Genomic DNA, 26541 nt, shown 5'->3' with positions numbered 1-26541 from the left:
ACGGGTGGTTCTGACGCCCCGTGAAACCCGCCCGGTGATCAAGGAATTCCCTTCGCCGCCCTCTGTGGATAAACCCTACCCCCCTAGGGTATGTTCATCGACGTTCTCACGAGGTCGTCGGCTGGGCGTACTTGCCTTGCCTCTCCTGGAAGTTGACGACCACCTGCCGAGGCTCTTCCTCGGCCTTGACCTATACCCTGTACGGGTAAGGAGTAAGAGATGGCAACCGACAGCACCGGACCGAACCCCCGGAGGTGGCGCGCCCTGGCGCTGATCGCCGCCGCGCAGTTCGTCGTGATCATGGACACCTCGATCATCGGGGTGGCCCTGCCCAGGATGAAGGACGACCTCGGCTTCGGCCAGGAGAACCTGTCCTGGGTGTTCAACGCGTACGTGGTCGCCTTCGGCGGCCTGCTCCTGCTCGGCGGACGGCTCTCCGACCTGCTCGGCGCCCGCCGCCTGTTCAGCGCCGGCTGGGCGATCCTCGGCGCCGGCTCACTGCTCGCCGGCCTCGCCCAGAACGTCCCCACCGAACTGGCCGGCCGCGGCGTCCAGGGCCTCGGCGCCGCGCTGATCGCCCCGTCGGCGCTCACCCTGCTGATGACGCTCTTCGGCGGGAACCCCAAGGAACTGACCAAGGCCTTCGCCCTGTACGGGGCGGCGGCCCCGGCCGGCGGCACCGCGGGCGTCTTCCTCGGCGGCCTGATCACCCAGTACGTCAGCTGGCCATGGGTCTTCTACATCAACATTCCGGTGGCCGTGGTCGCGCTGCTGGCCACCCCCGCGCTGATGCCCTCCGCGCCCCGGCGCCGCGGCGGCATCGACCTCGTCGGCGCGCTCACCGTCACCGGCGGCCTGGCCGCCGCGGTGTACGCCGTCGTCCGTGCCCCGGAGGCGGGTTGGGCGTCGGCCCCGACCCTGCTGACGCTGACCGGCGCGGCCCTGCTGCTGATCGCCTTCCTGGTCGTCCAGGCGCGGCGCCGCGAGCCGCTGATGCGGCTGAGCATCTTCAGGGTGCCGAACCTCGGCGCCGCCAACCTCGCCCAGTTCCTGCTGGCCGCGGCCTGGGTGCCGATGTGGTTCTTCCTCAACCTCTACCTCCAGCAGGTGCTCCACCTCGGCGCCTTCGCCAGCGGCGCGGCCCTGCTGCCGATGACCGTCGCCATCATGGGCATCATGATCACCCTGGCGCCCCGGCTGATCGCCCGCTTCGGGCCCAAGGCCCTGGTCGTCACCGGCATGCCGGCGCTCGGCGCCGGCCTGTTCGGACTCTCGCTGGCCCGCCCGGACGGCAACTTCTGGACCGACGTGCTGCCCGCCTCGCTGCTCGCCGCGATCGGCATGGCACTCGCCTTCATCCCCTCCCTCGGCACCGCGATCTCCAGCGCGCCCCCGCAGGACGGCGGCCTCGCCTCCGGCATCGTCAACACCGGCTACCAGGTCGGCTCGGCCCTCGGTCTGGCCGCGATGACCGCACTGGCCGGCGCCCGCACCCCGGACACCACCGTCCAGGGCCTCACCTCGGGCTTCTCCGCGGCCTTCCTCGGCGCCGCGGCGATCGCGGTCGCCGGCGGCCTGCTCGCGGTGGCCACCCTGCGCACCCCGCGCCCCGAGGGTGCCGCCCGCGAGACGAAGCCCGCGACGGCCGCGTGAGGCCGTCCACCACCCCGTCCGCCCCGCCGGGGCCGCGTCACCCGACGCGGCCCCGGCGTCCGTACTCCCGCGTGAAGGAGTCCCGACGATGCCCCGCGAAGCCCCCGCCGTCCTGCCGCCCGCCCTGCTGCGCGCCGCCCGCCACCCCGTCACCCGCTGCCTGCTCGCCTGCCTGGCCACCGCCGTCGCGGCGGCCGTCACCGCCGACCCGACCCGAGGTACCCCCGCCCCCTGCCGCCCAGGCCGCTGACCGGCTCCGCCCGCGGGGCGCCGCCGACGATCGGATACCCCGCCCCCGTACCCGTTGCCCGGCATCCACGGCACGGGCCACGGCCGCGGTCGATCCTCCCCGCCTCAAGTACGCTTCCCGGTCGTGGACTTCACCCCCAATCCCTCGCAGGGCCGGTGCGGGCCGGAGACGTCGCCGCACTGCACCGAGCACTGCCCGAAGCTCTTCCATGGAGCACTTTCCTGCCGGCCGGGGACAACGACACCCTGATCGCCGAGCTGCTCGCCGAGCACCAACTGGCCGGCATCGACTGGGGCTGCTGCCCGCGGGAGGGCGGCGTCGGTAGGACGGTGTGGGCGCTGATCGAACAGGGAGCGAAGTGAACGTCGAACTCCCCCTCCCCGTCTCGGCCGAGATCAAGGGCATCACGCAGGCCACCACCTTCACCAGGCTCTCCGACGCCCTCGAAGCCATCCCCGCCGACCTCGCCCGGCTCCCGCCGGACGACGACCGGGCCGGCTGCCTCGCCGACCTGTTCGGCGAGGCCTCCGCCGCTCGGATCGCCCACCAGCTGGTCGAGTTCGGCGCGGTGCGCGCGATGGCCTACGTCGGCACCGACTCCGCCCGTCCGATCCACCTGCGTGTGACCGGTCCCGCGTGATCGGGCGGCTCGCCTGGGCCCGCATCGAGATGCGGTGGTGCCTCAGTGCCCAGTTCTCCCGCCCGAGCCGCGTGATCAGCCCGCGTCGCCGGGCCGCCCACGCCGAGGCGCGGCGCTGGGCGGCCACTCCGGGCCACGCCGAAGCCCTTCTCCTCTCCGTGCTCCGACAGGCCGCTCGGCATCCGTCCGGGTGACAGAAGCGAAGAGGTGCCGGGCGATCCGTCAGGGATCGCCCGGCACCTTGCGCGTGCGTGTGCGAGTGCTCAGTGCTGGTGGTCGCCGGCCGCCGGTGCGGGGGAGGCGCCGGGGCCGTCCGTCGTCAGGGTGAAGGCCGCGGTGCGGACGGTGTCCTGGTGCTTGAAGTCCAGGAAGAGCCGGTAGTCGCCGGTGCTCGGGGCGGTGGTGGTGAAGCCGATCTCCGGGCCCGGGGTGGTGGTGTCCGGGTGGACGTGCAGGTAGGCGAGGTCGCCGGCACGCAGGGCGACGAGGTGGCCGTAGGCGCCGAGGTAGGGCTGGAGGTCGGTGACGGGCCTGCCGTCCTTGCTGACGCTCAGGGCGAGCCTGCCGCTGCGCCCGGGGGTGAGGTCGCCGCCGAGGGTGACGGTGTAGCCGTCGACGGTGGCGGTCCGTCCGGCCTCCGGCAGCGGGGCGGGCCGCAGGTCGCCTGCGGCGTGCAGGTCGGCGCCGAGGGTGAGGCCCTCGGCGGCGCCGGCCGGGGTGAAGTCCGCGAAGACCCGGTACTCCCCGGCGGCGGGGACGGCGGTCGGGGCGCTCCAGGTGCCGTCGGCGGCCAGCGTGGGGTGCAGGTGCTGGAAGGTCGACAGGTCGCGCGGGGCGACGATCAGGTGCAGGTCCTTCTCGTGCTGCGGCTGGTAGGCGGTGACGGGCTTGCCGTCCGAGCCGAGGATGCGGAAGCGCAGGTCGGTGGGGGAGCCGGCGGTCACGAAGGGGTTCTCGACGCTGAGGGTGTAGCCGCGCTCGGAGACCTGGAGTCCGCCGGGCTGGTGCTCGCCGCCGCCGCCCGGCTCCTCGGTGTGCCCCGCGTGTCCCGCGTGCCCGGCCATGGCGGGCTTGGGGGAGGTGCCGCCGTTGCCGGTGGCGTGGCCGACGCCGAGGGCGAGGCCGAAGGCGGCGGCGAGTCCGGCGGCGAAGGCGGTGATGCGCAGCGGGGTGTTCATGGCGGGGCTTCTCCTCGTGGCGCGGAGCGAAAGGGGGGTGGGGCCGGTGCTCAGGCCCGCATGAGCCGGGCGACGCCCTTGAGTGAATACCCCATGGGGGTATCTCGTCAAGCAGCCGCCGCCCCGGGAAAAATACCTGCCAGGGGTACCGCCCAAGCCTTGCGGTCGATACCCCTCGGGGGTATAAATGAACCCGGCACCGCCCGATACCCCTCCTAGGTATAAAGGCCCGGGCCGCCGAACGTACCGCACGACGACGTCACGAGGAGCGACGATGACTACCCAGGCACCCGCCTCAGCGGAGGTGGAACTCTCGATCGGCGGCATGACGTGCGCCTCCTGCGCGGCCCGCATCGAGAAGAAGCTCAACCGGATGGACGGGGTCACCGCCAGCGTCAACTACGCCACCGAGAAGGCGAAGGTCACCTTCGAGGGCGGGGTCGAGGTCGCCGACCTGATCGCCACCGTCGAGGCCACCGGCTACACCGCCGCGCCGCCCAAGCCCCCGGCCACGGAAGCGGGCGCCGGCGCGGGCACCGAGCAGGACGGGCCGGCCGACGGACTGGCCCCGCTGCGCCAGCGGCTGTTCACCGCGGTGGCGCTCGCGGTGCCGGTGATCGCGATGGCGATGGTGCCGGCCCTCCAGTTCGACAACTGGCAGTGGCTGTCGCTGACCCTCGCCGCGCCGGTCGTCACCTACGCCGCCTGGCCGTTCCACCGGGCCGCGTTCACCAACGCCCGGCACGGCGCCGCGACCATGGACACCCTGGTCTCGCTCGGCACCCTCGCCGCGTTCCTCTGGTCGCTGTGGGCGCTCTTCTTCGGCGACGCCGGGATGCCGGGCATGCGGCACGGCTTCGAGTTCACCATCGCCCGCAGCGACGGCTCGTCCAACATCTACCTGGAGGCGGCGGCCGGCGTCACCGCCTTCATCCTGGCCGGCCGCTACTTCGAGGCCCGCTCCAAGCGCACCGCCGGCGCTGCTCTCAAGGCGCTGCTGGAACTGGGCGCGAAGGACGTGACGGTGCTGCGCGGCGGAGCCGAGGTGCGCATCCCGATCGCCGACCTCGCGGTGGGCGACCGCTTCGTGGTCCGGCCGGGCGAGAAGATCGCCACCGACGGCGTGGTGGTCGAGGGCGCTTCGGCGGTGGACGCCTCGATGCTGACCGGCGAGTCCGTCCCGGTCGAGGTCGGGGTCGGGGACGCCGTCACCGGCGCCACCGTCAACGCCGGCGGCCGGCTGGTCGTCGAGGCCACCCGGGTCGGCGCCGACACCCAGCTCTCCCGGATGGCCAGGCTGGTCGAGGACGCGCAGAACGGCAAGGCCGCCGCGCAGCGCCTCGCGGACCGGATCTCCGCGGTCTTCGTGCCGATCGTGATCACCCTCGCGGTGGCGACCCTCGGCTACTGGCTGGGCTCCGGCGAGGGCTGGACCGCCGCCTTCACGGCAGCGGTGGCCGTGCTGATCATCGCCTGCCCGTGCGCCCTCGGCCTGGCCACCCCGACCGCCCTGCTGGTCGGCACCGGCCGCGGCGCCCAGATGGGCGTCCTGATCAAGGGTCCGGAGGTCCTGGAGTCCACCCGCAAGGTCGACACCATCGTCCTGGACAAGACCGGGACCGTCACCACCGGCCAGATGACCCTGCTCGCGGTGCACACCGCCGAGGGCGTGGACCGGGCCGAGGCGCTGCGCCTGGCCGGGGCCCTGGAGCACGCCTCCGAGCACCCGATCGCCCGGGCGATCGCCACCGCCGCCGCCAAGGCCGGCGAACTGCCCGCCGTCGAGGGCTTCGAGAACGTCCCGGGCCTGGGCGTCCAGGGCGTGGTGGACGGCCACGCCGTGGTGGCCGGCCGGGAGGCCCTGCTGAACGAGTGGTCGCAGCACTTGCCCGAGGCGCTGGCCGAGGCCAAGCGCTCCGCCGAGGCGGCCGGCCGCACCGCGATCGCGGTCGGCTGGGACGGCGAGGCACGGGCCGTGCTGGAGGTCGCCGACGCGGTCAAGCCGACCAGCGCCGAGGCCATCGGCAAGCTGCGGGCGCTGGGCCTGACCCCGGTGCTGCTGACCGGTGACAACCGGGCGGTGGCCGAGGCGGTCGCCGCCGAGGTGGGCATCGCCCCGGAGCACGTGATCGCCGAGGTCATGCCGCAGGACAAGGTCGACACCGTCAAGCGGCTGCAGGCCGAGGGCAAGGTCGTGGCGATGGTCGGCGACGGCGTCAACGACGCGGCCGCGCTCGCCCAGGCCGACCTGGGCCTGGCCATGGGCACCGGCACCGACGCCGCCATCGAGGCCGGCGACCTCACCCTGGTCCGCGGCGACCTGCTGGCCGCGGCGGACGCCATCCGGCTCTCCCGCAGGACCCTGGGCACCATCAAGAGCAACCTGTTCTGGGCCTTCGGCTACAACGTCGCCGCCCTCCCGCTGGCCGCCGCAGGCCTGCTCAACCCGATGATCGCGGGGGCCGCGATGGCCTTCTCCTCGGTCTTCGTGGTCGGCAACAGCCTCCGGCTGCGCCGCTTCCGCTGAGCGGCCGCCTCCGCCGAGGCCCCGCTTCCGCAGGGACCCGCGACCGTCCGGGCGCCGAGGACCCGAGCCACTCCCCACCGCCGGGCCGAGGCCCCGGAACCCCGCCAAGGGTTCCGGGGCCTCGGCGTCGGTCCGGCCGGTCAGTCCTCCGGCAGCCCCACCGCCTGCCAGCGGTACGCCGCGTCCTCCTGCCACACCTGCAACTCGCCCTCCACCACCGCCGCCAGGCACAGCCGCCAGTCGTCGCCCATGGCCAGCGCGACCCGGGTGGCCGGGCGCAGCGTGGGCCGCCACCAGCGCGGCCGACGGGAGGCGCCGCCGGCCGGCAGCCGCAGCCGTACGCCGCCCGCGCCGGCCAGTGCGACGGTCGGGCCGCCGCGGTGGCCCACCATGGCGATGCCGAGCGAGGGCTCGCCGTCGCCGATCTCGGTGCCCGCCCCGGCCGCGCCGAGGGTGTGCAACTGGACCGAGCCGTCCGCCCGCAGGGTGGCGGCCTGCGGTCCGGCGGAGGTGCGGGCCAGCGCCCCGGCGCGCAGCGGACCGGCCGGGCCCACCGGGACGGGCGGCCGCACGGCGCCGGGCCGCCAGCTCAGCACCCGCTCGCGGTGCTCGACCAGCAGCAGCCAGGCGCCGGGCCGCTCCTCCTCGGCGGCGAGCACCCGGTCGGCCGGGCAGCCGGGGTGCTCCTGCCCGGTCAGGGTGCGGCCGGGAGCCCAGCGGTAGGAGCGCAGCGCGCCGCCGACCGCCGTCCAGACCGTCATCTCCCCGGTCGAACCGACCGCGCCCGCCAGGCCGTTGACCCCGCGGGCCGCCTCCCACCAGCCGGTCGCCGTACCGACCCACAGGGTGCCGCCGCGGTCCTCGGCGCAGACCACCAGCTCGCCCTGGGGCCCGGCCCAGCCGGCGCTCAACTCCCTTACGGCGGAGAGGCCCTGGCCGGCCGGAAGGCGCCGGTCGCGGCTGCCCGGCCCGGCCAGCGCGGTGCCGTCGGCGCCGCCGGTGACCACCAGCGGCCCCCCGGCCGGGTCGGGCAGCACGGCCAGGCCCGCGGTGCGCGCCACCGGCCGGTGGCCGCGCAGCAGTTCGCGGCCCCGGGCGGCCCACGGGCCGAGCGGGGAGGGGCGGCGGTCCGGTTCGCGGGCCAGCGGCTCGCAGGCCCAGCGCGCCAACTCCTCGCCGTAGCCCGCGGCCAGCAGCTCGGCGCGGGCCTGCTCGGCGGCCAGCCGGTGGTCCAGCCGGCCGTGGTCGGGCAGCAGCAGGATGCGGGCGAGGGTGCCGACCGCGAACAGGTCCTTGGCGGTGGTCGGGAAGCCGCCCACCTGCTCGGCCTCCGGCGGGACGTGCCCGGGGGTGAAGACGGCGACGGTCAGGGTGTGGTCCAGCGGGGCGAGGAAGGTCAGGTCGATCAGCTTGACCTGCCCCTGGCCGTCCACCAGGACGTTGGCGGGGGAGATGTCGCGGTGCACCCAGCGCTTGCGGTGCAGTTCGTCGACGATCCGGCAGAGCCGGGTCAGCACCTCCGCCACCGCCGACGGGCCGCCGCGCTGGCCGCGCGCCCAGGTGTGCAGCGGCGCGCCCTCGACCCAGGGCGAGATCTGGTAGCCCAGCAGCGCGCTGCCGGGCGGGGTTCCGGGCCGGTGCGGGGAGGGGCCGAGCAGGAAGCTGGGCACCACCAGGTCGGTGACGCCCAGCCGGTGCGCGTTGTGCGAGACGTCGTCCCAGCGGCCGAGCCAGCGCCGCACCTCGGTCGGGTCGCGCTCCAGCATGATCTTGGCGGCGACCAGTTCTTTGCGCCCGTTGTGTCCGGTGCGCACCGCCCGCCACACCTCGGCCTCACCGCCCCGGTGGTGGAACTCCAGGAGTTCGTACTGCTCCGGGTCGAACTCCGGCCCGAAGCGGAGCCCGGGCACCCAACGCGACTCCGACACACGACCCCCGACGCTACTGACCGCTGTGAACGCGCTGTTGGCGCGCTGCTGTTGAGCCGCTGCCGTGCTGCCGTTCCGCCGGCGACGCGATGCCCAGGATAGTGCTTTTTCCTGTTCGTCCGTCCGATCGAGGGCCTATTCTGATGGCGCCCGGCAACATCACGACACGACATCAACTCATGATCGACCAAAGGCAGTTGATCATGAGATGGTCGGTGTCCGAACACAGGGGGACGGTGCATGGCACTGATAGCGGTGCTGCTGGTCGTGCTGGCGCTGGCCGGTGCGGCCGCCGCCGTCCTGGCCCGCCGCCGACGGACCCTGGACGCCGAGACGGTGACGAAGGCCCTGGCCGCGGCCGCCGAACGGCTCGCCGCCGGCCGGGCCGCCCAGGCCCGCCGCCGCTACGCCCGGCTGGCCCGCCGACTCGCCGACGCCCCCGAGGAACTGCGCCCGCAGCGCGGCCTCGCCCTGCTCGGCCAGGCCGAGGCCACCGTCCCCACCGGCGACCAGCAGGCCACCCTCGCCCTGCACCGCGAGGCCTACCCGCTGCTCGCCGACCCGGCCCGGCAGCTGCCCCGGTGGAGCCTGCGCCGCCTCGCCGAGGAACGGATGCGGGCCCCCGACGGCGACCTCGGCCCGCTGCTCGCCTTCCTCCGGGCCACCGCCGCGGGCGCCGAGCCCGGCGAGGAGGCCGAAGCCACCGCCCGTACCGTCGACTGGCTGCAGCACCGCTGCCGCGAAGGCGCCCCCGACCAGCGCGAACACGTCACCGCCGCCGCCCTCGCCGCCCTGCCCGGCCGGGACTGGCCCGTGCTCGCCCGGGCCGCCCTGCTGAGCGCCACCGACCGGGCCGACGAGGCCGAGGCCCTGCTCGCCGCCGCCGCCCCCACCGGCAGCGGCGAACTCTGGTTCCGCTGGGGCGCCCAGCTCTACACCCTGCACCGCGACCGACCCGCCGTCACCGCCTTCGACGAGGCCCTGCGCCGCGGCCCCGGCGAACCCTCCCCATGGGGGCGCGGCCCGGCCCTGCGCACCGACAGCCTGCTCTTCCGCGGCCTGGCCCGCCAGCGCCTCAGCGCCACCGAGGAGGCCTGGGCCGACCTCGCGGCCGCCGCCGGCGAGAGCCCGACCGACCCCCGCCCCCGCTACGCCCTCGGCCGGCTCGCCCTGCTGCTCGGCGCCGACGAACCGGCCCGGGAGCAGTTCACCGCCGCCCTGACCGTCCGGCCCGACTTCGCCCCGGCCCGGTTCGGCCTCGCCCTGGTGCACGAGCGGGCCGAACGCCCCGCCGAGGCCGCCGCCGACTACCGGGCCGGCCTCGGCGGGGCCCCCGACTGGCGCCCCGCCAGGGTCCGGCTCGGCGCCGCCCTGCTCGCCGCCGGCCAGGCCGAACAGGCCGAGCCGATCCTGCGCGCCGAGGCCGACACCGAACCCGGAAGCCGCTGGACCGCCGTCGCCGCCTTCCACCACGGCCTCGCCCGCGCCCGCGCCGACGACCCGGCGGGCGCCCTCGCCGGCTGGGAGTCGCTCGACGACGAGGACCTGGGCCCCCGCCGGGCCCTGGCCCGCGACCGGCTCGCCCGCACCCGCCTGGCCACCGACCCGACGGCCGCCCGCGAACTCTGGCAGCAGGCCACCGCCGAGCACCCGGCCGCCCCCGGCTACCGGGCCGCCCTGCGTGAAGCCGCCCTGCGCGAAGCCGCCCACCTGCTGGTCACCGGCCGGGACCACGCCGAACCGCGGGCCCGCGCCGCCGCCGCGCTCGCCCTCGCCGACACCCTGCCCGGCGCCCTCGGCCACCGCCAGGCCCGGCTGCGGGCCGCCCTCGCCCTGGCCGAGGGCACCCCGGAGCCGGTCGCCACCCTGCTCGACGCCGGCAGCGGCCTGCGCGACCGCTACCACCTGGCCGCCGTCGCCCTGCTGGCGGGCCGCCCGGCCCGGACGATCGCCCTGCTCGGCCCGCCCGACCCGGCCGGCGATCCGGCGACCGCCCGGCTGCGCGCCCAGCTCGCCGAACGGGCCGGCAACTGGGCCGCCGCACTGGACTGGTACCGGTACTTCCTGGCCTCGGGCACGGCAGCGGGTACCGCGCCCACCGGCGACTGCGCGCTCTGCGACCGCCCCGCCGCAGGCGCCTGCGGCGGCTGCGGCCGCGAGGCCTGCACCGACCACCAGCACACCCCCGAGGCCGCCGGCTCGGCCCGCTGCGTGCGCTGCGCCGCCCCCGCCCTGCGCGCTGTCCTCGACTGCGCCCGCCGGGCCGGCACCCCCGAAGAAGCCGAACCCGTGCTCGCCCGTTGGGCCGAGGCGCTCGGCGAGGGCGCCGCCGCCGCGCCCGTCCGGCTCGACCTGGCCCTGCTGCGCGCCGAACTCGGCCGGCTGGACGAGGCCCTGGCCGGCCTGCCCGCGGACGCCGGGACGGCCCGCGCCGCCGTCCTGGTCCGCCGGGCGGGCGCCGCCCTCGCGGCCGGGCGGCTCGGCCCGGCCGCCGTCGACCTGCGCCAGGCGCTCCGAATCGCCCCCGGGGACGAGCTGCCGGGCCGCGAGCGGGCGGCCGGCGCGCTCGTCCTGCTGGCCGAGCACGAGGCGCACCAGGCCGCCCTCGACGGCCGCCACCGCGAGGCCTGGGAGGTCTACCGCGAGCTGCTGGTCAAGGACCCGGCCCACCCCCGGCTGCTGCACGCCCTCGGCCTGGCCGGCTACCGGCTCGCCGCCGCCGTCGCTGCCTCCGGCACCCCTGATTCCCCCGATGCCCCCGGTGTCCCCGAGGCCCCCGACGCCCCCGGCGACGAGGTCTGGGCCTGGACGCTCGGCTGCCTGGTCGCCGCCCTGCACCAGCCCGAGCTGTGGACCGAGTCCGCTCGGATCACCGGCCGCACCGCCGAACCCCAGCGGCTGGCCGCCGCCCGCGCCGCCCTGATCGACCGCCTCCGCGACGACCTGCGCGCCCTGGACCGGGTCGCCGGGCGCAGCGGCGACGAGGTCACCGCCTGGACGCTGCGCCTCGGCATGGAGGCGCACTGCGCGGACGCCTTCACCCAGGAGGACATCCGGATCACCCTGCCCGGCCGCCCGGCCCGCCGTCTCGCGCTCGGCCCCGCCCTCGAAGGGCTGCTCCGCGACGATCCCGAACTCCCGGGCTGGGCCGAGGCCTTCGAGCAGGCCGTACAGGCCTGGCGGCGGCCCGCCGGCCCCGACGCGCCCGCGCCCACCCGGGCCCTCGGCCTGTTCGGCGACCTCGGCGCGCAGCGCTACCTGCAGCTCCAGGGCCGGCAGGCCGCCGCGGTCGCCGCCCTGGACGCGGTGCCCGAACAGCGGCGCGGCGAGGACTGGCAGTCGCTGCTCGGCGAGTCCCTGGTCAGTCAGGCCCGCGAGCACCACCGCAACCAGGACTGGCGCGAGGCCCTGGAGAGCCTCACCCGCGCCCGGTCCGTCCCCGGTGCCAGGCTGCCCGCCGAGGCTGCCGCCATCGCCGCCGAGTCCGGTCTGCGAGCGGCCCGCGCGCTGCTCAAGAACAACCTGGACGACCAGGCCGGGGCCGCCGAACTCCTGGAGAAAGCCCTGGCGTTGGCCCCCGACGACCCCGAGGTGCAGGGCGACCTCGGTGCCACCTACGCCCAGTGGGCACGCAAGATCAACAACGAGGACAAGGACTACCCCCGCGCCCTCGCCCTGCTGGAGAAGAGCCTGGAGCTGGCACCCGGCGACCCGACCGCCCGCCACTTCCTGGAGGCCGCCCTCGGCAACCGGGCCGGTCAGCTCAGCCACGCCGACGCCACCGACGCGGAACTCGTGGAGGCCGCCGAAGCCTGGCGGGCGCTGATCGAACTCAACCCCGATCCGGACCACCGGCTCGGCCTCGCCTTCGTGCTGCGCCAGCTCGCCCGCTCGGCCGCCTTCGCCGACGACCGCCGGCGCGCCGTCGAGTGGATGGCCGAGGCGCTGCGCGCCGACCCGGAATGGGAGGGCGGGGTCGAGCAGGAGGCCCCGCGCCGGGTCTCGGTGATGCTCGCCAACCACGTGGTGGACGGCATGCAGGACCAGCCGTTCACCGAGCAGGCCGCGATGCTCCAGAAGGCCAGGTCCTACGACGACTCCACCGACATCCGCCGGCTGATGGTCAGCCTCTGGCGCGGCAAGGCCATCAGCCACTACGAGGGCCGCCGCTACCGCGCGGCGATCCGGCTGCTGGAAGAGGCTCTCGAACTGTCCGGCACCGCGGAGGACACCGACAAGCTGCGCCGCGAACTCGGCATCGTCTACGGCTCCTTCGCCGTCCAGCAGGCCAATGCCCGGAAGCTGCGCGAGGCCCGGGACCTGGCCCGCCAGGCCGTCGAGTACAGCCCGGACGACGTCGAGCTGCATGTCATGCAGCTGCGGATCAACTCGCTCCGCTGACGGCAACTGCAAGGAAGTTGGCTTCGTCCCAGACCGTACGCCGCAGACCGCGGCCGGCACCCGGGCCGTCATCCGGGCCGCCGCCCCGAGCCGTCCCCGACACCGTGAGGAGAGAGACCGCCCGCCATGCCACTGAACGAACCGTCGCCGTACGAGGTCCTGGGCATCCCGCTCACGGCCGGCGTGCGCGAGATCAACCTCGCCGTCGGACCGGCGATGCGGGCCGGCCGGTACACCCGGCAGCAGATCCAGGAGGCCGCCGCGCTGCTGCGCAACCCGGACCGGCGCCTGGAGGCGGACCTCCAGCAGCCCCTCCCGCCCGAGCCGGTCGACCAGGCCGCCGAGCTGCTCGCCCCCGCGCTCGCCGAGCCGCTGCTGGTGATCGAGCGCCCACCGCTGCCGCCGGCGGCCCTGCCCGCCCTCCACCGCGCCGAGCTGGCCGCCGACTTCGCCGAGCCCGCCCCCGGCGGCGCCGACCCCGAACCGCCCGTCCCCGCCCGCTACGCGGCGGACCTGTCCGTGCTGCCGCAGATCGAGGTTCCCGAATGACCGACGCACCCACCGGCGCGCCCGCCGACTCGCCCGCCGACGCACCCACCGGCGCGCCCGCCGACGGACCTGCCGACGCACCCACCGGCGCGCCTGCCGCAGACGCGCTCGTCGGCCACCGGCGGCTGGAGGTCCCGCCCGGCGTCGAGGACGTCGACCTGGAGCAGGCGTTCGGCCGGCTGCTCTTCCGGGCCTCGCTGCTGGGGAGCAAGCTGACGGAGCAGAAGCAGGCCGCCCGGGCCGAGCAGCGCGAACTGCTGGGCATCCTGGTCGAGGTGGACGACGCGCTCGCCGCCCTCGGCCTGGACCGCGAGCTGGTGGCGCTCGGGCGCGGCGCCGGGCTGGAGGCCACCCGGCGGCGGCTGCTCGGGCAGCTCGCCAAGGCCAGGGTGCGGCCGATGCGGCTGGAGGGCATGACGGCCGACCCGGACCTGACCGAGATCGTGGGCACCGAGCCCCGCGCCGGGGTGGCGCCGGAAACGGTGGTGCGGACGGTGGTGACCGGGTTCTTCTGGGGGGACGAAGTGCTGCGCCGGGCCCAGGTGGTGGTCGCCGCGCCGGAGCCGGATCCGCGGCCGGAGCCCGGGGACGGGCCGGTGGAGGCCGCGGCGGAGGACTTCCCGCCGCCGCTCCCGGAGCCGGAGCTGCCCGAAGCCGCTGAAGCCACTGAAGCCACCGAGGCCGCCGGGACCGCCGCACCCGTCGAGCCCGAGGCGCCGGACACGCCCGGGGCCGCCGAGGCCGTCCCGCCCGCCATCGCCGCCGCGTTCGCGACCGCGCCCGCCGCGGCCGTCGACCCGATCACCCGGGCCCAGCCCAAGGCGGCCCCGCCCCGGGCCCGCCGCCGGGGCAAGGCCGTGGCCAAGCAGGCCAAGCGCAAGAAGTAGCCAGGACCACGAGGGGCAAGAGGGGAACGACATGTACCGCACACTCGGCATCGACCTGGGCACCACCAACTCTGTGGTCGCCCACCTGCGCCGGGGCGAGCCGGAGATCATCTTCAACCGGCAGAACCAGGAGGCCACGCCCTCCGTGGTCGGCAGCGGCCGCAAGGGCGAGCTGCTGGTGGGCTCCACCGCGCGCAGCCGGATCGCCGTCGACGGCGTCAACGTGATCCGCTCGGTCAAGCGCTTCATGGGCCGCAAGTTCAAGGACCCGCAGGTGCAGGCGGCCCTGAAGGAGGTGGACTACAAGGTCACCGCGGGCACCGACGGCGACGTCAACGTCTGGTTCAACGGCCGCTCGTACACTCCGATCGAGGTCTCCGCGATCATCCTGCACCGCCTCAAGGAGGACGCCGAGCAGCGCTTCGGCGAGCCCTTCCACCGCGCCGTCATCACCGTCCCCGCCTACTTCGGCGAGCGGCAGGTCGCCGCCACCCAGGAGGCGGGCCGGATGGCCGGCCTGCACGTGCTGCGGATCATCAACGAGCCGACCGCCGCCGCCCTCGCCTACGGCATCACCTCCGAGGCGGGCGACGAGGGGCGGACCGTCCTGGTCTACGACCTCGGCGGCGGCACCTTCGACATCTCCATCCTGCTGCTGGTGCCCGGCTCGGTCTCGGTACTCGGCATCGAGGGCGACAACCTGCTCGGCGGCGACGACTTCGACCGCGGGATCACCACCGCGCTGCTGGAGGACATCCGCGAGGAGTACGGCACGGAGTACCAGCCCGACCTGCGCGACCGTCCGAAGATCGCCGCCACCGCCGAGACCATCAAGATCGAGCTCTCCAACCAGGAGTCCTCCGAGGTCATCCTGCCGGGCCTGGGCGCCGGGCAGCTGGTGCTGGAGACGGAGTTCGAGCGGGCCCGCTTCGAGGAGCTGATCGAGGCCCGGATCGAGCGCACCATCGAACTGACCCACAAGGCCATCATGCAGGCCAACCTGACGGTCGGGGACATCGACGAGGTGGTGCTGGTCGGCGGCTCGACCGCGATCCCGCTGGTCGCCCGCCGGCTCGGCGAGGTCTTCGGCCCGCGCCGGATCCGGCGCGGCGTCAACCCGATGCAGTGCGTGGCGCTCGGCGCGGCCGTCCAGTCCGCGCTGGTCGGCGAGGTGGAGTGCCCCGAGTGCCGGGCCCCCGGGGACCTGTCCGCCTCCAATTGCGCCAACTGCGCCACCACCCTGCTCGGCGGCGCCCGGGTCTCCTGCCCGACCTGCCACATCCCGGTCGACGCCGAAGCCGCCGCCTGCCCCAAGTGCGAGCAAGAGCTCGACGGTTCGGGTGCCACCGGGGACGGCGCGACGGTCCCGCGGCAGACCCGGGCCACCGCCGTGGTGCACGGCGGCAACTGCCCGCGCTGCGGCACCCCGGCCGCCCCCGGCGTCACCGCCTGCGAACTGTGCGGCGAGCCGCTCAACTCGGCCGCCCCCGGCCACACCAGGGTGGCGGGCACCGCCGCCGAGGACGTGGGCCTGCGCTGCGCCTCCTGCGGCCTGGTGAACCCGCCCGGCTGCGAGGTCTGCCCGGGCTGCGGCGAGCTGGCGCAGGTCACCAACCCGTTCGACATCACTCCGAAGAACCTCGGGATCGAGCTGAACGACGGCCGCCTCGCCGTCATCATCCCCAAGAACACCAGCTACCCGACGAGTTCGCCGGTCAGCCGGGAGTTCGTGGTCTCCGGCAGCGGCCGGCAGCGGCTGGAGATCGCGGTCTACGAGGGCGAGCACGAGATCGCCCAGCAGAACGAGTTGATCGGCCACCTCACCCTGCGGCTGCCCGAGGGCCTGGGCGGCCGCACCCCGGTGGAGGTCTCCTTCGGTCTCGACCGGGACCGCACCATCACGCTGTCGGTGCGGATCCAGGGCGGCGCCGAGAAGACCGTCAAGCTGGAACGGGTCACGCTGGACCCCGAGTTGAAGGTGCAGGTCGAGGAGCAGCAGCGGCAGATCGAGTCCTTCACCGACCGCTGGGGCGGCGAGCTGACCGAGGCCGAGATGCGCGAGGCGCAGCGGCTGATGGACAGCCTGGACGACCTGGCGGCCGGGCAGACCCGGGGCCGGTCGGTGGACGCGGCGCTGGAGCGGGCCCAGCAGCAGCTCAAGGCCCAGCGCTGGGTGCGCGGTTCGGAGGCGTACCTGAGCCTGTTCATCCACTACTGCGAGAAGCACCTCGATCCGAGCGACCTGGACCGGCTGCGGTCGGTGGCCGCGGAGCTGCGGCTGCGCCGCGAGGCCGCCGACTGGGAGGGCGCGGTGCGCGCGGCCCAGCGGGCGGACGAGCTGTGCGACGCGCTCGGGCACACCATGCGGATGCTGACCATGTGCAACGTCTACGTGACCCAGAACATGGTCTCGCCCGCGCTGGGCCAGCTGATCATGGCCGAGCTGCGCGGGCTGGACGAGGCGGTGGAGGCACCCAACATGGCGGAGGTCAACACCCACATGTCGAACCTGCTGGCCCTGTACGCGCAGGCGCAGCGGGAGCTGGGCAGCGAGCCGGCCCAGGAGTCGCTCGGCCCGGTCCGCCCCGAGGAGGCGGGGCCGCGATGAGCGCCGTGGACGCCTTCCCGCAGGTGCCGGGGGTCCCGGCGGCCCCGGGGGTCCAGGGGATCCCGGACGGGCCCGAGGTGCCGTGCCTGCTGTGCAGGGTCCCGGCGGATCCGCAGACCCTGCGCTGTCCCTCCTGCCGGGAGGACCTGTCCGTGCTGTTCCGGCTGCGTTACGCCGGACGGATCGACTACAACCGGGCGCTGGACGCCCTGGCGGCCGGGAACGAGCCGCTCGCGCTGGGGCTGCTGCACCGCGCGGTGGCGGCCGAGCCCGGGCTGCATCCGGCCCGGGAGCTGCTGGAATCACTGAACGTCGCCGCTCCCGCGGTGGCGGCGCGGGTGGGGCGGGAGGCCGACACGCCCTAGGACGGGGCAATCCGGCGTGCGGAGGAGCTGATCGCTTGTGATCGTGGGCGAGGTGTGATCGTCACACTTCGACCCGCTCTGCTCACAAGGAGTGACGCAATGCGTATGCGTACCACCTTCGCCGCCACCGCCCTCGCCGCGGCCGCGGTCCTCGCCGGGGCCGGCACCGCCTCCGCCGGTGAGGCCACCGCCAACGGTGCCGCCATCGGCTCGCCCGGCATCCTGTCCGGCAACGTGATCCAGGTTCCGATCAACCTGGAGGCCAACGTCTGCGGGAACTCGATCGGCATCATCTCGCTCCTCAACCCGGTCACCGGCAACACCTGCATCAACAAGTGACCCCGTGCGCTGGGGCCGTCCGTCGACCGCGACGGCCGGCCCCAGCGCCGCGTGCGCACCCCCGTTCGGGGGTGGCGGCGCGGGGCCGGGGCCCGCGACCATGGTCCCCGTCCCGCACCGCCGTCCCCAGGAGCCAGCCCGTGCCGACCACGCCGACCCCGCGCAGCTACGCCTGCGGCACCTCGGACGTCCCGCTGCTCGGCGACACCATCGGGGAGAACCTAGACCGCGCGGTGCGCGCCTTCCCCGAGCGCGACGCCCTGGTCGACCGGGCCACCGCCCGCCGCTGGACGTACGCCGAACTCACCGCCGACGTCGACGCCCTGGCACTCGGACTGCTGGAGCTCGGGATCGCCAAGGGGGACCGGGTCGGCATCTGGGCCCCCAACTGCGCCGAGTGGACGCTCACCCAGTACGCCACCGCCAAGCTCGGGGCGATCCTCGTCACGGTCAACCCGGCCTACCGCTCGCACGAGCTGGAGTACGTGCTCAACCAGGCCGGCATCCGGCTGCTGGTCGCCGCCGAGCGCTTCAAGACCTCCGACTACGCCGGGATGATCGAGGAGGTCCGCCACCGCTGCCCGGAGCTGGAGCGCGTCCTGCTGATCGGCAGCCCCGCCTGGGAAGCCGTGACCGCCGCCGGCAGGCGGGCCGACCCCTCCCGGCTCGCCGAGCGTCAGAGCGAGTTGGCCCCCGACGACCCGATCAACATCCAGTACACCTCCGGGACGACGGGCTTCCCCAAGGGCGCGACGCTCTCGCACCACAACATCCTCAACAACGGCTACTTCGTCGGCGAGCTGCTCAACTACACCGAGCAGGACCGGATCTGCATCCCGGTGCCCTTCTACCACTGCTTCGGCATGGTGATGGGAAACCTGGCCGCCACCTCGCACGGCGCCTGCACGGTCATCCCCGCCCCCTCCTTCGAGCCCGGCGCCACCCTGGCCGCCGTCGCCGCCGAACGCTGCACCTCGCTGTACGGGGTACCGACCATGTTCATCGCCGAGCTGGCCGACCCGGACTTCGACCGCTACGACCTCGGCAGCCTGCGCACCGGCATCATGGCCGGCTCGCCCTGCCCGAGCGAGGTAATGAAGGAGGTCATCGGGCGGATGGGCATGACGCAGGTGTCCATCTGCTACGGCATGACCGAGACCTCGCCGGTCTCCACCCAGACCCGGGTCGACGACCCGGTCGAGCGCAGGGTCGCCACGGTGGGCCGGGTCGGCCCGCACCTGGAGGCCAAGGTGGTCGACCCGGCCACCGGCCGCACCGTCCCGCGCGGCGAACCCGGCGAGCTGTGCACCCGCGGCTACTCCGTCATGCTCGGCTACTGGGGCGAGCCCGAGCGCACCGCCGAGGCCGTCGACGCCGCCCGCTGGATGCACACCGGGGACCTCGCCGTGATGGACGAGGACGGCTACCTCGCCATCACCGGCCGGATCAAGGACATGGTGATCCGCGGCGGTGAGAACCTCTACCCGCGCGAGATCGAGGAGTTCCTCCACGCCCACCCGGACATCCTCGACGTCCAGGTCATCGGCGTCCCCGACACCAGGTACGGCGAGGAGCTGATGGCCTGGATCCGGATGCGGGAGGGTGCCGAGCCGCTCACCGCCGAGACCGTCCGCGCGTACTGCGCCGGCCGGCTCGCCCACTTCAAGATCCCGCGCTACGTGCACGTGGTCGAGGAGTTCCCGATGACGGTCACCGGGAAGATCCGCAAGGTCGAGATGCGGGCGGAGGCCCAGCGGATCCTGGGGCTGTAGACCCCCGGCCCGGGCCCGGGCGCCCCTCCGCCCGGGCGCGTCCGGGGAGCGCGGTGGCCCGCCCGGCGGGAGAGTGTGATCATGCCCCTCGACGTCACAGTGGAACGCCTGATCCCCCTCCCGCCCGCCACGGTCGCCGCCTACGCGATGGACTGGCGCCACGACCCCGAGTGGACCCAGGGCATCCGCGACGCCACCCTCACCCGGGAGGCCGACACCGGCGGCTTCGGCGCGGGCGCCGAGATCACCCGGACCGCCCGCTTCCTGGGCCGGACCTTCTCGTACGTGCTGCGCGTGGCACGCCACGACCCGCCGACGCTCCTCGACATGGTCTCCGTCGCCGGACCGATGCCCATGCGCGTCACCTGCACCTTCGAGCCCACCCGGGCCGGCACCTTCGCCCGCATCCGCGTCCGCGGCGGCTTCCGCCTGACCGGCCCGCTGCTGTCCCACCAGGTGCGCACCGCGCTCACCGCGGACCTGCGCGCCCTGGAGGGACGGCTCACGGGGTGACCGCCGTCCCGTACGGGCCCGCGCCTCCCCTCCCGCCGCGGGCCCTCAGGGGTGTTCCTCAGGGGGTGTTCCTCAGGGACCGGTCCGGGCCGCAGGCCTCCAGGATCTCCCGCAGGTCGGCGACCGCCGCCGGGACGCCGTAGGACTCCGCGACGGCGACCGGGTTGATCACCACTTCGTCGATACCGGCCTCGAAATGGCGCTCGATGCCGGCCCGGATCTCTCGGAGCCCGCCGAACAGGAAGACGCCCTCCTCGACCAACTCCCGGGCGGACGACACCGGGTCGGACACGTCGAGGTCCAGACCCGCCCGGCGCAGCATGTCCACGTAGTGGGGCGCACACAGGTGGAATCTGGTCCCGCGCTGGGCGAGTACCATCGCATGGCGCCCCGGCCGGTCCAGCACGGCATGGACGACGGTGACGATCCGCGGCCGCTCCCGCCCGGCGTCGCGGGCGCCCTTCTCCAGTGCCGGAGCCAGGACGTCCCGCACATAGTCGGGCGGCGTCAGCCAGGTGATCGCCGTGTCGGCCACCGAACCCGCCGCCCGGGCCATGCCGGGGCGCAGCACACCCGCGCCGACCTCCGGCGGCGTGGTTCCGGCCGGCGCCGACATCCTGGGCAGCACCACCCCGCGCATCGGGAACAGCGGCCCCGCGTGGTGGTCCAACCGCCCCTCGTGCAGCAGCCGGCGCAGGACGTCCAGGTACTCCGCCACCGCCGCCGCCGGACGGGCGTAGGGCGCGCCGTGCAGCGCGGCCACGAAGCCGGGCTCGCCCGCCCCGTAACCCACCACCGGTGGATGGCCCGTCAGCGCGCCGAGCGTGCGGGCCTGCACGGCCGCGTCGTACGGATGCCGGAGCGCCGTCAGCGCCACGGACAGGCCGACCGGGATCCGGCAGCCCGCACCCGCCAGGTACGCCAGCACATGGTGCGACTCCAACGTCATGGACTGGCCCAGCCAGAGCCGCGCGGCGCCCCCCTCCCGGACCAGCTCGGCCAGCGGCAGGACGTCCCGCGGGTCCTGGACCTGGAGGGGGTACAGCACCGAGACCTTGCGCGAACTCGTCATCCCCGCCACCTCAGACCAGCACTTCCGCGTCCGGCACTTCCGCATCCGGCGCTTCCGCGTCCGGCACGGCCGGTGCCGGCAGGGCGGGCGAGCCGAGGTTGCGGGACGGCTCGGCGGGGGACGCCGACGCCTCGCGCAGCGCCCGGGCGACCTGCTCCTCCAGCGACGGGCCCGCCGGATCGGTCGCCCGGCGCACGACACCGTCGGCGACCGCCGCCGCCCGGTGCTGGCCGAAGCTGCGCCCGCCCCAGCCGTCCCGCTCGTCGCGCGGCTCCCAGGCGAGCGCGACACCGGGGCGCAGCGGGGAGGCGAAGACCGACGCGTCCCCGGCGACTCCCGGAAGGCCCGCCACGGCGTCCGCGAGCACCGGCGCGGCGCCCGCGTCCGCGGCGTCGAGGTACACCACCGCGGCGTCCCGTCGCGGATACGACCACGGACGGGACAGTACCTTCGCCCGGTACCGCACACCCAGGCCCGCCAGCCGCTCCAGCAGGGCCCGCCACACCGGCGGGGCGGCACCGGGCTCCGCCAGGTGCACGTACAGCCGCAGCAACTCGCCGGCCCGGACCGGCGAACCGTCGGGCCCGTCGACCAGCAGGAAGCCGGGCGACAGCGCCGGACGCACCGCCGGAAGCTCGACCACGCAGGGCCCGCCGACGGCCGGCGGCCCGTCCGAGCGCACCGCACCGGGCCGTACGCCGACCAGCACCCGGCCCAACTCGACCCGCACCGGAGCGTCCGGCCTGCCGTCGGCGGCCTCGACCGGCGAGCGGAGCACACCCGCCGCGACGGTCCGGGTGTGGCCGGTGGCCGCGATCAGCTCGCGCTCGAAGGTCTCGCTGCGCCGCGACATCCGGGCCGGCCCCTCCTGGCGCACGATGCCGGCGTGCCAGCGTTCGTACAGCAGGCCGGCCAGCGCCGAGCGCAGTTCGCCCCAGGTGTCCGCGGCGACCACCAGGTCGTCGTCGACCTCGACCCGCGGCGTGCCGTCGGTGATCCGCAGGCCGCCGAGCGCCGCGCGCAGGGCCGGGGAGAGCGGAGCCGGGGAATGCTGATGGGACACGATCGTCTCCTGATCCCGTTGTCGATCCGTACGAGTGGGCGTGGGCCCGCGGTCAGTCCTGGACGAGGCCGAGCACCTCGGCGGACCGGAGCGGGTCGAGCAGAGCGTTGCGGCCCACCCCGGCGGCCCCGCGGAGGACGGCGGTGAGGCGGTGGGTGAGGGTCGCCGTGGCGATCGTGCGCTCGAACAGGTGCCAGCCCGCGTACCGGGTCACCCGGACGGTGAACTGCCTTTCGTCGGCGGCGGGTTCGGAGCGAACCCGGCGGTATCCGGACCAGAACGCGGCGATCTGCGGACGCACCGCGTCGAGCTGCTCGGCGCCACTGCGCATCAGCGCCTCGTGGACCTCGGCGGGCGGGACCGGGGTGTCCGGTCCGAGGCCCGCGAACATTCCGACGGCCGCCCGGTGGAGCCATTGTCCGACGTACGCGCCGACATCCCGGGCCGGGTCGGCGATCCGGAACTCCTCCCAGTCCGTCAGATACAGGTCGTCGCCGGACAGCAGGAACTGGTCGAGCCGCAGGTCGCCGTGGATCGGCACCGCGGGCGCGGCCGCGCTCGACCCGGCCAGTTCCCGCAGGGCGGCCCGGACCCGCTTGTCGTGCTGCAGCATCGACCACACCTCCAACTCGCCCCCGCTGGCGGCGGCGTAGTCCTCGGCGGTCAGCTCGACCAGCCGGGCGGTGGACCCTTCCCGCCCTCCGGTGGCGGGTTCGGGCAGGTCGGCGGGGTGGACCGGCATGCGGTGCAGTTCCGCGAGCGCCAGGCCGGCCCGGTGCGACAGTGCGGCGTCGAAGCGGCCCTGATCGGCGAGCAGGTTGCCCGGCACCGCGTCGACCAGGCGCTCGTGCACCAGCAGCAGGGCCCCGGGGTCGGCGCCGAGGAAGGCCGGCGAGTGCCAGTGCTCCGGAGGGCGACCGGCGGCCAGCACCTGTTCGAACGCGCGGGCCCGGTCGAAGCGTTCGGCGGCGAGCGGCTGCGCGAGCCGCTTCACGAACACCTCCCGGCCGTCGGTGGTCGGGCCCGCCCAGTTGTCGTTCCGTCCAGGCCGGCTGATGGGCGTCCGGTCCGCGAACGGTGCCACGCCCAGGCGTTCGAGAGCCTGGACGACATCGGGGACGTGGTCGAGTGGAACCGGTGCGAAGACGCCGGTGGGGTCCGTTTCGGGGACCGGCCCCGTCGGCGTTCCGGCCGTGTCCCGGATCGCGGTGATCGTCGCTGCCATGGGAGCCACCGTAGGCGGCGGCGCCCCCTGGCGGGCAGCCGCACGGTCCTGCCAGGCACGGCCCGCGGCGGGGGTGGCAGAGCCCTGCCGGACGGGGTCGTGCGCCGCACGTCCCTGCCGGACGGCGGGCGGAACGGTGAGGTTCCGACCGGATGTCGGACGTGTCGGCAGGGAACTGGCGGGAGATCCGGATTCGCCTCCCCGGGGGCGCAGTTGTCTGCCTCTGGGCGGGTGGGGGCGGTGGCTGGTGTGCTGATGGTGCTGCAACCGGCAGCGGACGTGTGATCGAACGGAGTCAGCATGGACAGCAGCGACCTGATGGGTGGTTACTCCGCCTACACCACGCCGGGTGCGGCCCGGAACGACCTGGTGTCGATCCCCGACGGGACGGAGGGGTTCACGCCCGTCGTCACCATCATCTCGGTGATCTCGATCATCGTGAGCCCGGCCACCATGTCCCTCCTGTAGGAGGGGCACTCCGGGTGTCCGGCTCGGGCCCGCACGGCACGGACCCCGTGCTGCCGCGATCCCGTGGCGGCGGGGCTCCGTGCCCCGTACGGCCCGCCGACCTGACCGAGCCCGAAGGGGCGGGGTCCCAGCGGTGCTGCAACCGGCAGCGAATGTGCGAACGAATGGAGTCAGCATGGACAGCAGTGACCTGATGGGCGGCTACTCCGCCTACACCACGCCGAATGCGGCGCGGAACGACCTGGTGTCGATCCCGGACGGGACGGAGGGGTTCACGCCCACGATCACGATCTCGATCTCGGTGTTGGTCACCGTCATCGTGAGGGGTTGCAACTGAGCCTTCGGCCCCGTGTCGTGGCGCCGGCGCGGGCTTCGGCCCGTGCACCGGCGGCGGCGGACGCCGATCGGTCCGGAACGTGGGGATTCGCGTGAACGCAAGCAGCCTGATGGGTGGTTACTCCGCCTACACCACGCCGGGTGCGGCCCGGGACGAGCTGGTGTCGGTTCCCGACGGGGCCGAGGCCAGTGTCAGCGTGACCAGTCTGGTCATCTCGTGGATCGCCTCCATCATCGCCAAGACCCTGACCTGAGCCATCGGTCGGTGTGTCGCGCCGCCGGCACGGTCCTCGGGCCGTGCCGGCGGCGGCGTTCGGCGTTCAGCGCTCCCGGGGGGCCGACGTGGTGCGGTGGACCCAGCCGGCGATCGCCACTCGGGAGGAGCAGCCGAGCTTGCGCATGGTCTCGCGGATGTGGTTCACCACGGTCCATTCGGAGATGCTCAGTTGCCGGGCGATCTGCTTGTTGCTCAGGCCCTCGGCGATCAGCCGGGCGACCTCGCTCTGGCGGGGCGTCAGCACCGCGTCGGCGGACGGCTCGGCCGCCGTGGCCCGGGGGGACGCGGCGGGCCGGTCCGGAACGGGTTCCGACGGGTCGCCGGGCGTCCGCGCGGCGACGCAGCCGAGCGCGAAGTCACGGATCAGGTCCGGAAGTTCGACCGCAGAACCGGCCGCCATGGCGGCGAGCGACTCGCGGTCGCCGAGCAGCAGCCGCCGCTCGACCCGGCCGACGGTGAAGTCGGGTTCCGTCGGGTCGTCGAGCAGGTGGCGCCGGACGGTGTGGAAGCAGCCCAGCGCCCGGGCGACCGCGGCGGCGCGGGCGGCGGGGCCCGGCAGCAGCGGGCTGCCCATCAGGGAGAGGAGCGCGCCGAGCGCGGCCGGGGCTCCGAGGGGGCGCAGCGTGGCCAGTGCGCGGTCGAGGTAGTTGGTCGAGTCGGCCGCTCGTCCCGCCGCCGCCGCGAACGCGCTCAGGTGCAGCAGCGCGAGGCCGGCGACCAGGTTGTCCCGGGTCTGGATGGCCTCGGCGAGCGCGCGGGTGGCGAGCGCGGCCGCGGTGCCCGCGGAGCGGTGGAGGAACTCGGCCAGCGCGGTGTCGAGCAGCCGGCGACGGGCCAGGTGGCCGCCGTCGGTGCCCGGTTCGATGGCCTGGTGCAGCAGCGCGAGCCCCTCGTCCGGGCGGCTCGGGGTGATGGCGATCCCGCGCAGGTGCCTGATCCTGACGGTGAGCTCGCCGTCCGCCGGGTCCTCGTGTCCCGCGTCGCCGGGCCGAACCCCGTCGAGGATGGCCAGCGCCGCTTCCGGCTCGTCGTTGCGGACGGCGGCCTCGGCCAGCAGCAGGGCCGCCCGCCAACGGCTGTCCCGGTCGGCGTCCGGGCCGCCCAGCGAGGCCAGTCCGGCGGGCCAGTCGAACGGGGTGCCGATCGCGTAGTGGTACACCCGGGACAGCTCGGCGAGGTCGAGCGCCTCTTCCGCGAGCCCGGCGGCGACCAGTGTGTCGAGCGCCCGGCGGATGTTCCCCTCCTCGCTGCGGAACGCGATGATCCCGCCCGCCTGCGGGCCGCCCGTCATGAGGCGGACGATGGATCCGGCCAGCCGGGCGTGGTGCCGGGCGTGCGCGAGCCGGACGTCCTCCAGTCCGTTCGCCGACTCGCCCGTCTGCTTGTCCGGTCGGTACGACCAGCGGCCGAAGGAGAGGTGCAGCCGGGTACGGGTGTAGCCGTCGAGACGACCCGAGGGAAGCGCGGAGAGGCGGAGCAGGTGCCGGCCGAGCAGTGACTCCAGGGCGGCCGGGTACTCGTCGAGGCCGACCCCGGAGATCTGCCGGAGCGACTCGGGTCCCGCGCCGCCGCTGAACACGCGGGCGCAGGCGAGCAGTCGGCGTCCGGCGTGGCTCAGGCCGCGCAGCGCCTCGGGTTCGGAGTCGTCCGGGCCGTACGCGTCCAGTAATCGCGCGAGGCCGTCGATGGCGGGCCGGGGCCGGTCCGGAAGCGCTCCGGCCCGGGACTGGCCGTCGAGCGCGGCCCAGAGGACCTCCGGCCCCTCCAGGGCCGCGATCCGTGCGGCCAGGCCGATCGCCCCGGGGTTGCCGTGGAGTTCCACGCAGGCTCGGGCGACGGCCAGTTGGTTGTGCCGCCCGACCTGGAAGGCGGGGTTGAAGGCGCGCAAGCAGGCCACGAAGAGCTCCACGGAGGGCACCGAGGCCAATGCCTCGACGTCGATGGCGCAGCAGTCCAGCGGCACCGGGAGCGGGGGAACGCTCCGGTGTGCGAAGCCGTCCTGCGCCACCGGCCGGCGCGTGGTGACCAGGGCCTTCACGCCCGTCCCGGCCAGCGCCCGGGCCAGCCGGGCCAGGACCTGCCGGTCGGGGTCGCGTCGCGCGCCGTCCAGCAGCAGCACGGACGGGGCGTCGTCGGATTCGCGGGTTCGGGTGATCCAGCGGCGCAGGCCGTCCGCCCAGCCGTCCCCGGGTGCCGGCGCGATCCGGCCGATCGTTCCGCCGGTGCGGGTCCGGTGGGCGAGCGCGACCTCCTCGGCGAGCCGGCTCTTGCCGATCCCCGGCGCCCCGGACAGCAGCACGCCGTCGACGTCCGGCCGTTCGAGCACGGCCAGTACCTCGGCGAGCTCGCCCGCCCGCCCGACCGTCTCCATCGGGAACGGGCCTGTGGCGGCGGGCGGTCGGGCGACGGCCGGCGGTCCGGTCCCGGACAGCCGGTCGGCCGCCGTCGCTGCCGCGACGGCGAAATCAGCGGACGTCATACGCGTCTCCA

At 75.0% G+C, this 26541-nt stretch carries 22 protein-coding genes; 16 read left to right on the top strand and 6 right to left on the bottom strand.

Going from position 1 to position 26541, the window contains the following annotated elements:
- The first annotated feature begins 219 nt into the window (after nt 1–219).
- From ACWGJO_RS11460 to ACWGJO_RS11445, 4 genes are all read left to right on the top strand, one after another.
- Nucleotides 220–1653 (top strand): MFS transporter, encoded by a 1434-nt coding sequence (locus ACWGJO_RS11460; protein WP_452183228.1) that lies wholly within the window; start codon nt 220–222, stop codon nt 1651–1653.
- A gap of 88 nt (nt 1654–1741) precedes the next feature.
- On the top strand, nt 1742–1903 hold the full coding sequence (locus ACWGJO_RS11455; protein WP_452183226.1) for a hypothetical protein: 162 nt from the start codon (nt 1742–1744) through the stop codon (nt 1901–1903).
- Nucleotides 1904–2058: 155 nt separating this feature from the next.
- Nucleotides 2059–2265, top strand: coding sequence for a hypothetical protein (locus ACWGJO_RS11450; protein ID WP_452183224.1), 207 nt, complete (start codon nt 2059–2061; stop codon nt 2263–2265).
- Nucleotides 2262–2543 (top strand): hypothetical protein, encoded by a 282-nt coding sequence (locus ACWGJO_RS11445; protein ID WP_452183223.1) that lies wholly within the window; start codon nt 2262–2264, stop codon nt 2541–2543. The genes ACWGJO_RS11450 and ACWGJO_RS11445 overlap by 4 nt, the downstream gene beginning before the upstream one ends.
- 263 nt (nt 2544–2806) lie before the next feature.
- Here ACWGJO_RS11445 and ACWGJO_RS11440 read toward each other — a convergent pair whose 3' ends face one another.
- On the bottom strand, nt 2807–3721 hold the full coding sequence (locus tag ACWGJO_RS11440; protein ID WP_452183222.1) for a hypothetical protein: 915 nt from the start codon (nt 3719–3721) through the stop codon (nt 2807–2809).
- Between the two features lie 274 nt (nt 3722–3995).
- Between ACWGJO_RS11440 and ACWGJO_RS11435 the strand changes: the two genes are divergently transcribed.
- Nucleotides 3996–6248, top strand: coding sequence for a heavy metal translocating P-type ATPase (locus ACWGJO_RS11435; RefSeq protein ID WP_452183221.1), 2253 nt, complete (start codon nt 3996–3998; stop codon nt 6246–6248).
- A gap of 140 nt (nt 6249–6388) precedes the next feature.
- Here ACWGJO_RS11435 and ACWGJO_RS11430 read toward each other — a convergent pair whose 3' ends face one another.
- Nucleotides 6389–8176 carry a protein kinase domain-containing protein gene (locus ACWGJO_RS11430; RefSeq protein WP_452183220.1) on the bottom strand — a complete coding sequence of 596 codons (1788 nt, stop codon included), beginning with the start codon at nt 8174–8176 and terminating at the stop codon, nt 6389–6391.
- Between the two features lie 240 nt (nt 8177–8416).
- Here ACWGJO_RS11430 and ACWGJO_RS11425 point away from each other — a divergent pair, with 240 nt between their 5' ends.
- The 8 genes from ACWGJO_RS11425 (at nt 8417) to ACWGJO_RS11390 (ending at nt 19610) form a co-directional block, all read left to right on the top strand.
- Nucleotides 8417–12577: a hypothetical protein gene (locus ACWGJO_RS11425; RefSeq protein WP_452183219.1), complete on the top strand. Its 4161-nt coding sequence runs from the start codon at nt 8417–8419 to the stop codon at nt 12575–12577.
- A 126-nt stretch (nt 12578–12703) separates the two neighbouring features.
- A complete protein-coding gene (locus tag ACWGJO_RS11420; protein ID WP_359905463.1) occupies nt 12704–13126 on the top strand; it encodes a hypothetical protein in 423 nt (140 codons plus the stop codon).
- On the top strand, nt 13123–14013 hold the full coding sequence (grpE, locus tag ACWGJO_RS11415; protein ID WP_452183217.1) for a nucleotide exchange factor GrpE: 891 nt from the start codon (nt 13123–13125) through the stop codon (nt 14011–14013). The genes ACWGJO_RS11420 and grpE overlap by 4 nt, the downstream gene beginning before the upstream one ends.
- A 31-nt stretch (nt 14014–14044) precedes the next feature.
- On the top strand, nt 14045–16621 hold the full coding sequence (locus ACWGJO_RS11410; RefSeq protein WP_452183216.1) for an Hsp70 family protein: 2577 nt from the start codon (nt 14045–14047) through the stop codon (nt 16619–16621).
- On the top strand, nt 16618–16986 hold the full coding sequence (locus ACWGJO_RS11405) for a hypothetical protein (RefSeq protein WP_452183215.1): 369 nt from the start codon (nt 16618–16620) through the stop codon (nt 16984–16986). The genes ACWGJO_RS11410 and ACWGJO_RS11405 overlap by 4 nt, the downstream gene beginning before the upstream one ends.
- A 99-nt stretch (nt 16987–17085) precedes the next feature.
- Nucleotides 17086–17325: a chaplin gene (locus tag ACWGJO_RS11400; RefSeq protein WP_380547606.1), complete on the top strand. Its 240-nt coding sequence runs from the start codon at nt 17086–17088 to the stop codon at nt 17323–17325.
- 140 nt (nt 17326–17465) lie between these two features.
- Entirely contained in the window at nt 17466–19097 is a 1632-nt protein-coding gene (locus tag ACWGJO_RS11395) for an AMP-binding protein (RefSeq protein WP_452183214.1), read from the top strand.
- 81 nt (nt 19098–19178) lie between these two features.
- Nucleotides 19179–19610 carry an SRPBCC family protein gene (locus ACWGJO_RS11390; protein WP_452183212.1) on the top strand — a complete coding sequence of 144 codons (432 nt, stop codon included), beginning with the start codon at nt 19179–19181 and terminating at the stop codon, nt 19608–19610.
- A 58-nt stretch (nt 19611–19668) separates the two neighbouring features.
- Here the strand turns inward: ACWGJO_RS11390 and ACWGJO_RS11385 are convergent, their stop codons facing one another.
- From ACWGJO_RS11385 to lxmK, 3 genes are read right to left on the bottom strand one after another with little or no spacing between them, the layout of a single operon-like run.
- Nucleotides 19669–20682 (bottom strand): LLM class flavin-dependent oxidoreductase, encoded by a 1014-nt coding sequence (locus ACWGJO_RS11385; RefSeq protein WP_452183211.1) that lies wholly within the window; start codon nt 20680–20682, stop codon nt 19669–19671.
- Between the two features lie 10 nt (nt 20683–20692).
- Nucleotides 20693–21745 (bottom strand): T3SS effector HopA1 family protein, encoded by a 1053-nt coding sequence (locus tag ACWGJO_RS11380; protein ID WP_452183210.1) that lies wholly within the window; start codon nt 21743–21745, stop codon nt 20693–20695.
- 52 nt (nt 21746–21797) lie between these two features.
- On the bottom strand, nt 21798–22970 hold the full coding sequence (gene lxmK, locus ACWGJO_RS11375) for a class V lanthionine synthetase subunit LxmK (protein ID WP_452183209.1): 1173 nt from the start codon (nt 22968–22970) through the stop codon (nt 21798–21800).
- Between the two features lie 300 nt (nt 22971–23270).
- On the opposite strand from lxmK, the gene ACWGJO_RS11370 reads away from it, so the two are divergent.
- The 3 genes from ACWGJO_RS11370 to ACWGJO_RS11360 all read left to right on the top strand — a co-directional run bounded on the left by ACWGJO_RS11370 (nt 23271) and on the right by ACWGJO_RS11360 (nt 24028).
- Nucleotides 23271–23438 carry an LxmA leader domain family RiPP gene (locus ACWGJO_RS11370; RefSeq protein ID WP_452180081.1) on the top strand — a complete coding sequence of 56 codons (168 nt, stop codon included), beginning with the start codon at nt 23271–23273 and terminating at the stop codon, nt 23436–23438.
- A gap of 175 nt (nt 23439–23613) precedes the next feature.
- Nucleotides 23614–23775, top strand: coding sequence for a hypothetical protein (locus ACWGJO_RS11365; protein WP_387731950.1), 162 nt, complete (start codon nt 23614–23616; stop codon nt 23773–23775).
- 91 nt (nt 23776–23866) lie between these two features.
- Nucleotides 23867–24028, top strand: a complete 162-nt coding sequence (locus ACWGJO_RS11360; protein WP_452183208.1) for a hypothetical protein — start codon at nt 23867–23869, stop codon at nt 24026–24028.
- Nucleotides 24029–24094: 66 nt separating this feature from the next.
- On the opposite strand, the gene ACWGJO_RS11355 is transcribed toward ACWGJO_RS11360, so the two are convergent.
- Nucleotides 24095–26530 (bottom strand): LuxR C-terminal-related transcriptional regulator, encoded by a 2436-nt coding sequence (locus tag ACWGJO_RS11355; RefSeq protein ID WP_452183207.1) that lies wholly within the window; start codon nt 26528–26530, stop codon nt 24095–24097.
- Nucleotides 26531–26541 lie beyond the last annotated feature (11 nt).

Source organism: Kitasatospora sp. NPDC054795 (assembly GCF_053611565.1).
Note: the sequence above shows the minus strand (reverse complement) of the source record. Positions and strands in the feature narration are given on the sequence as shown.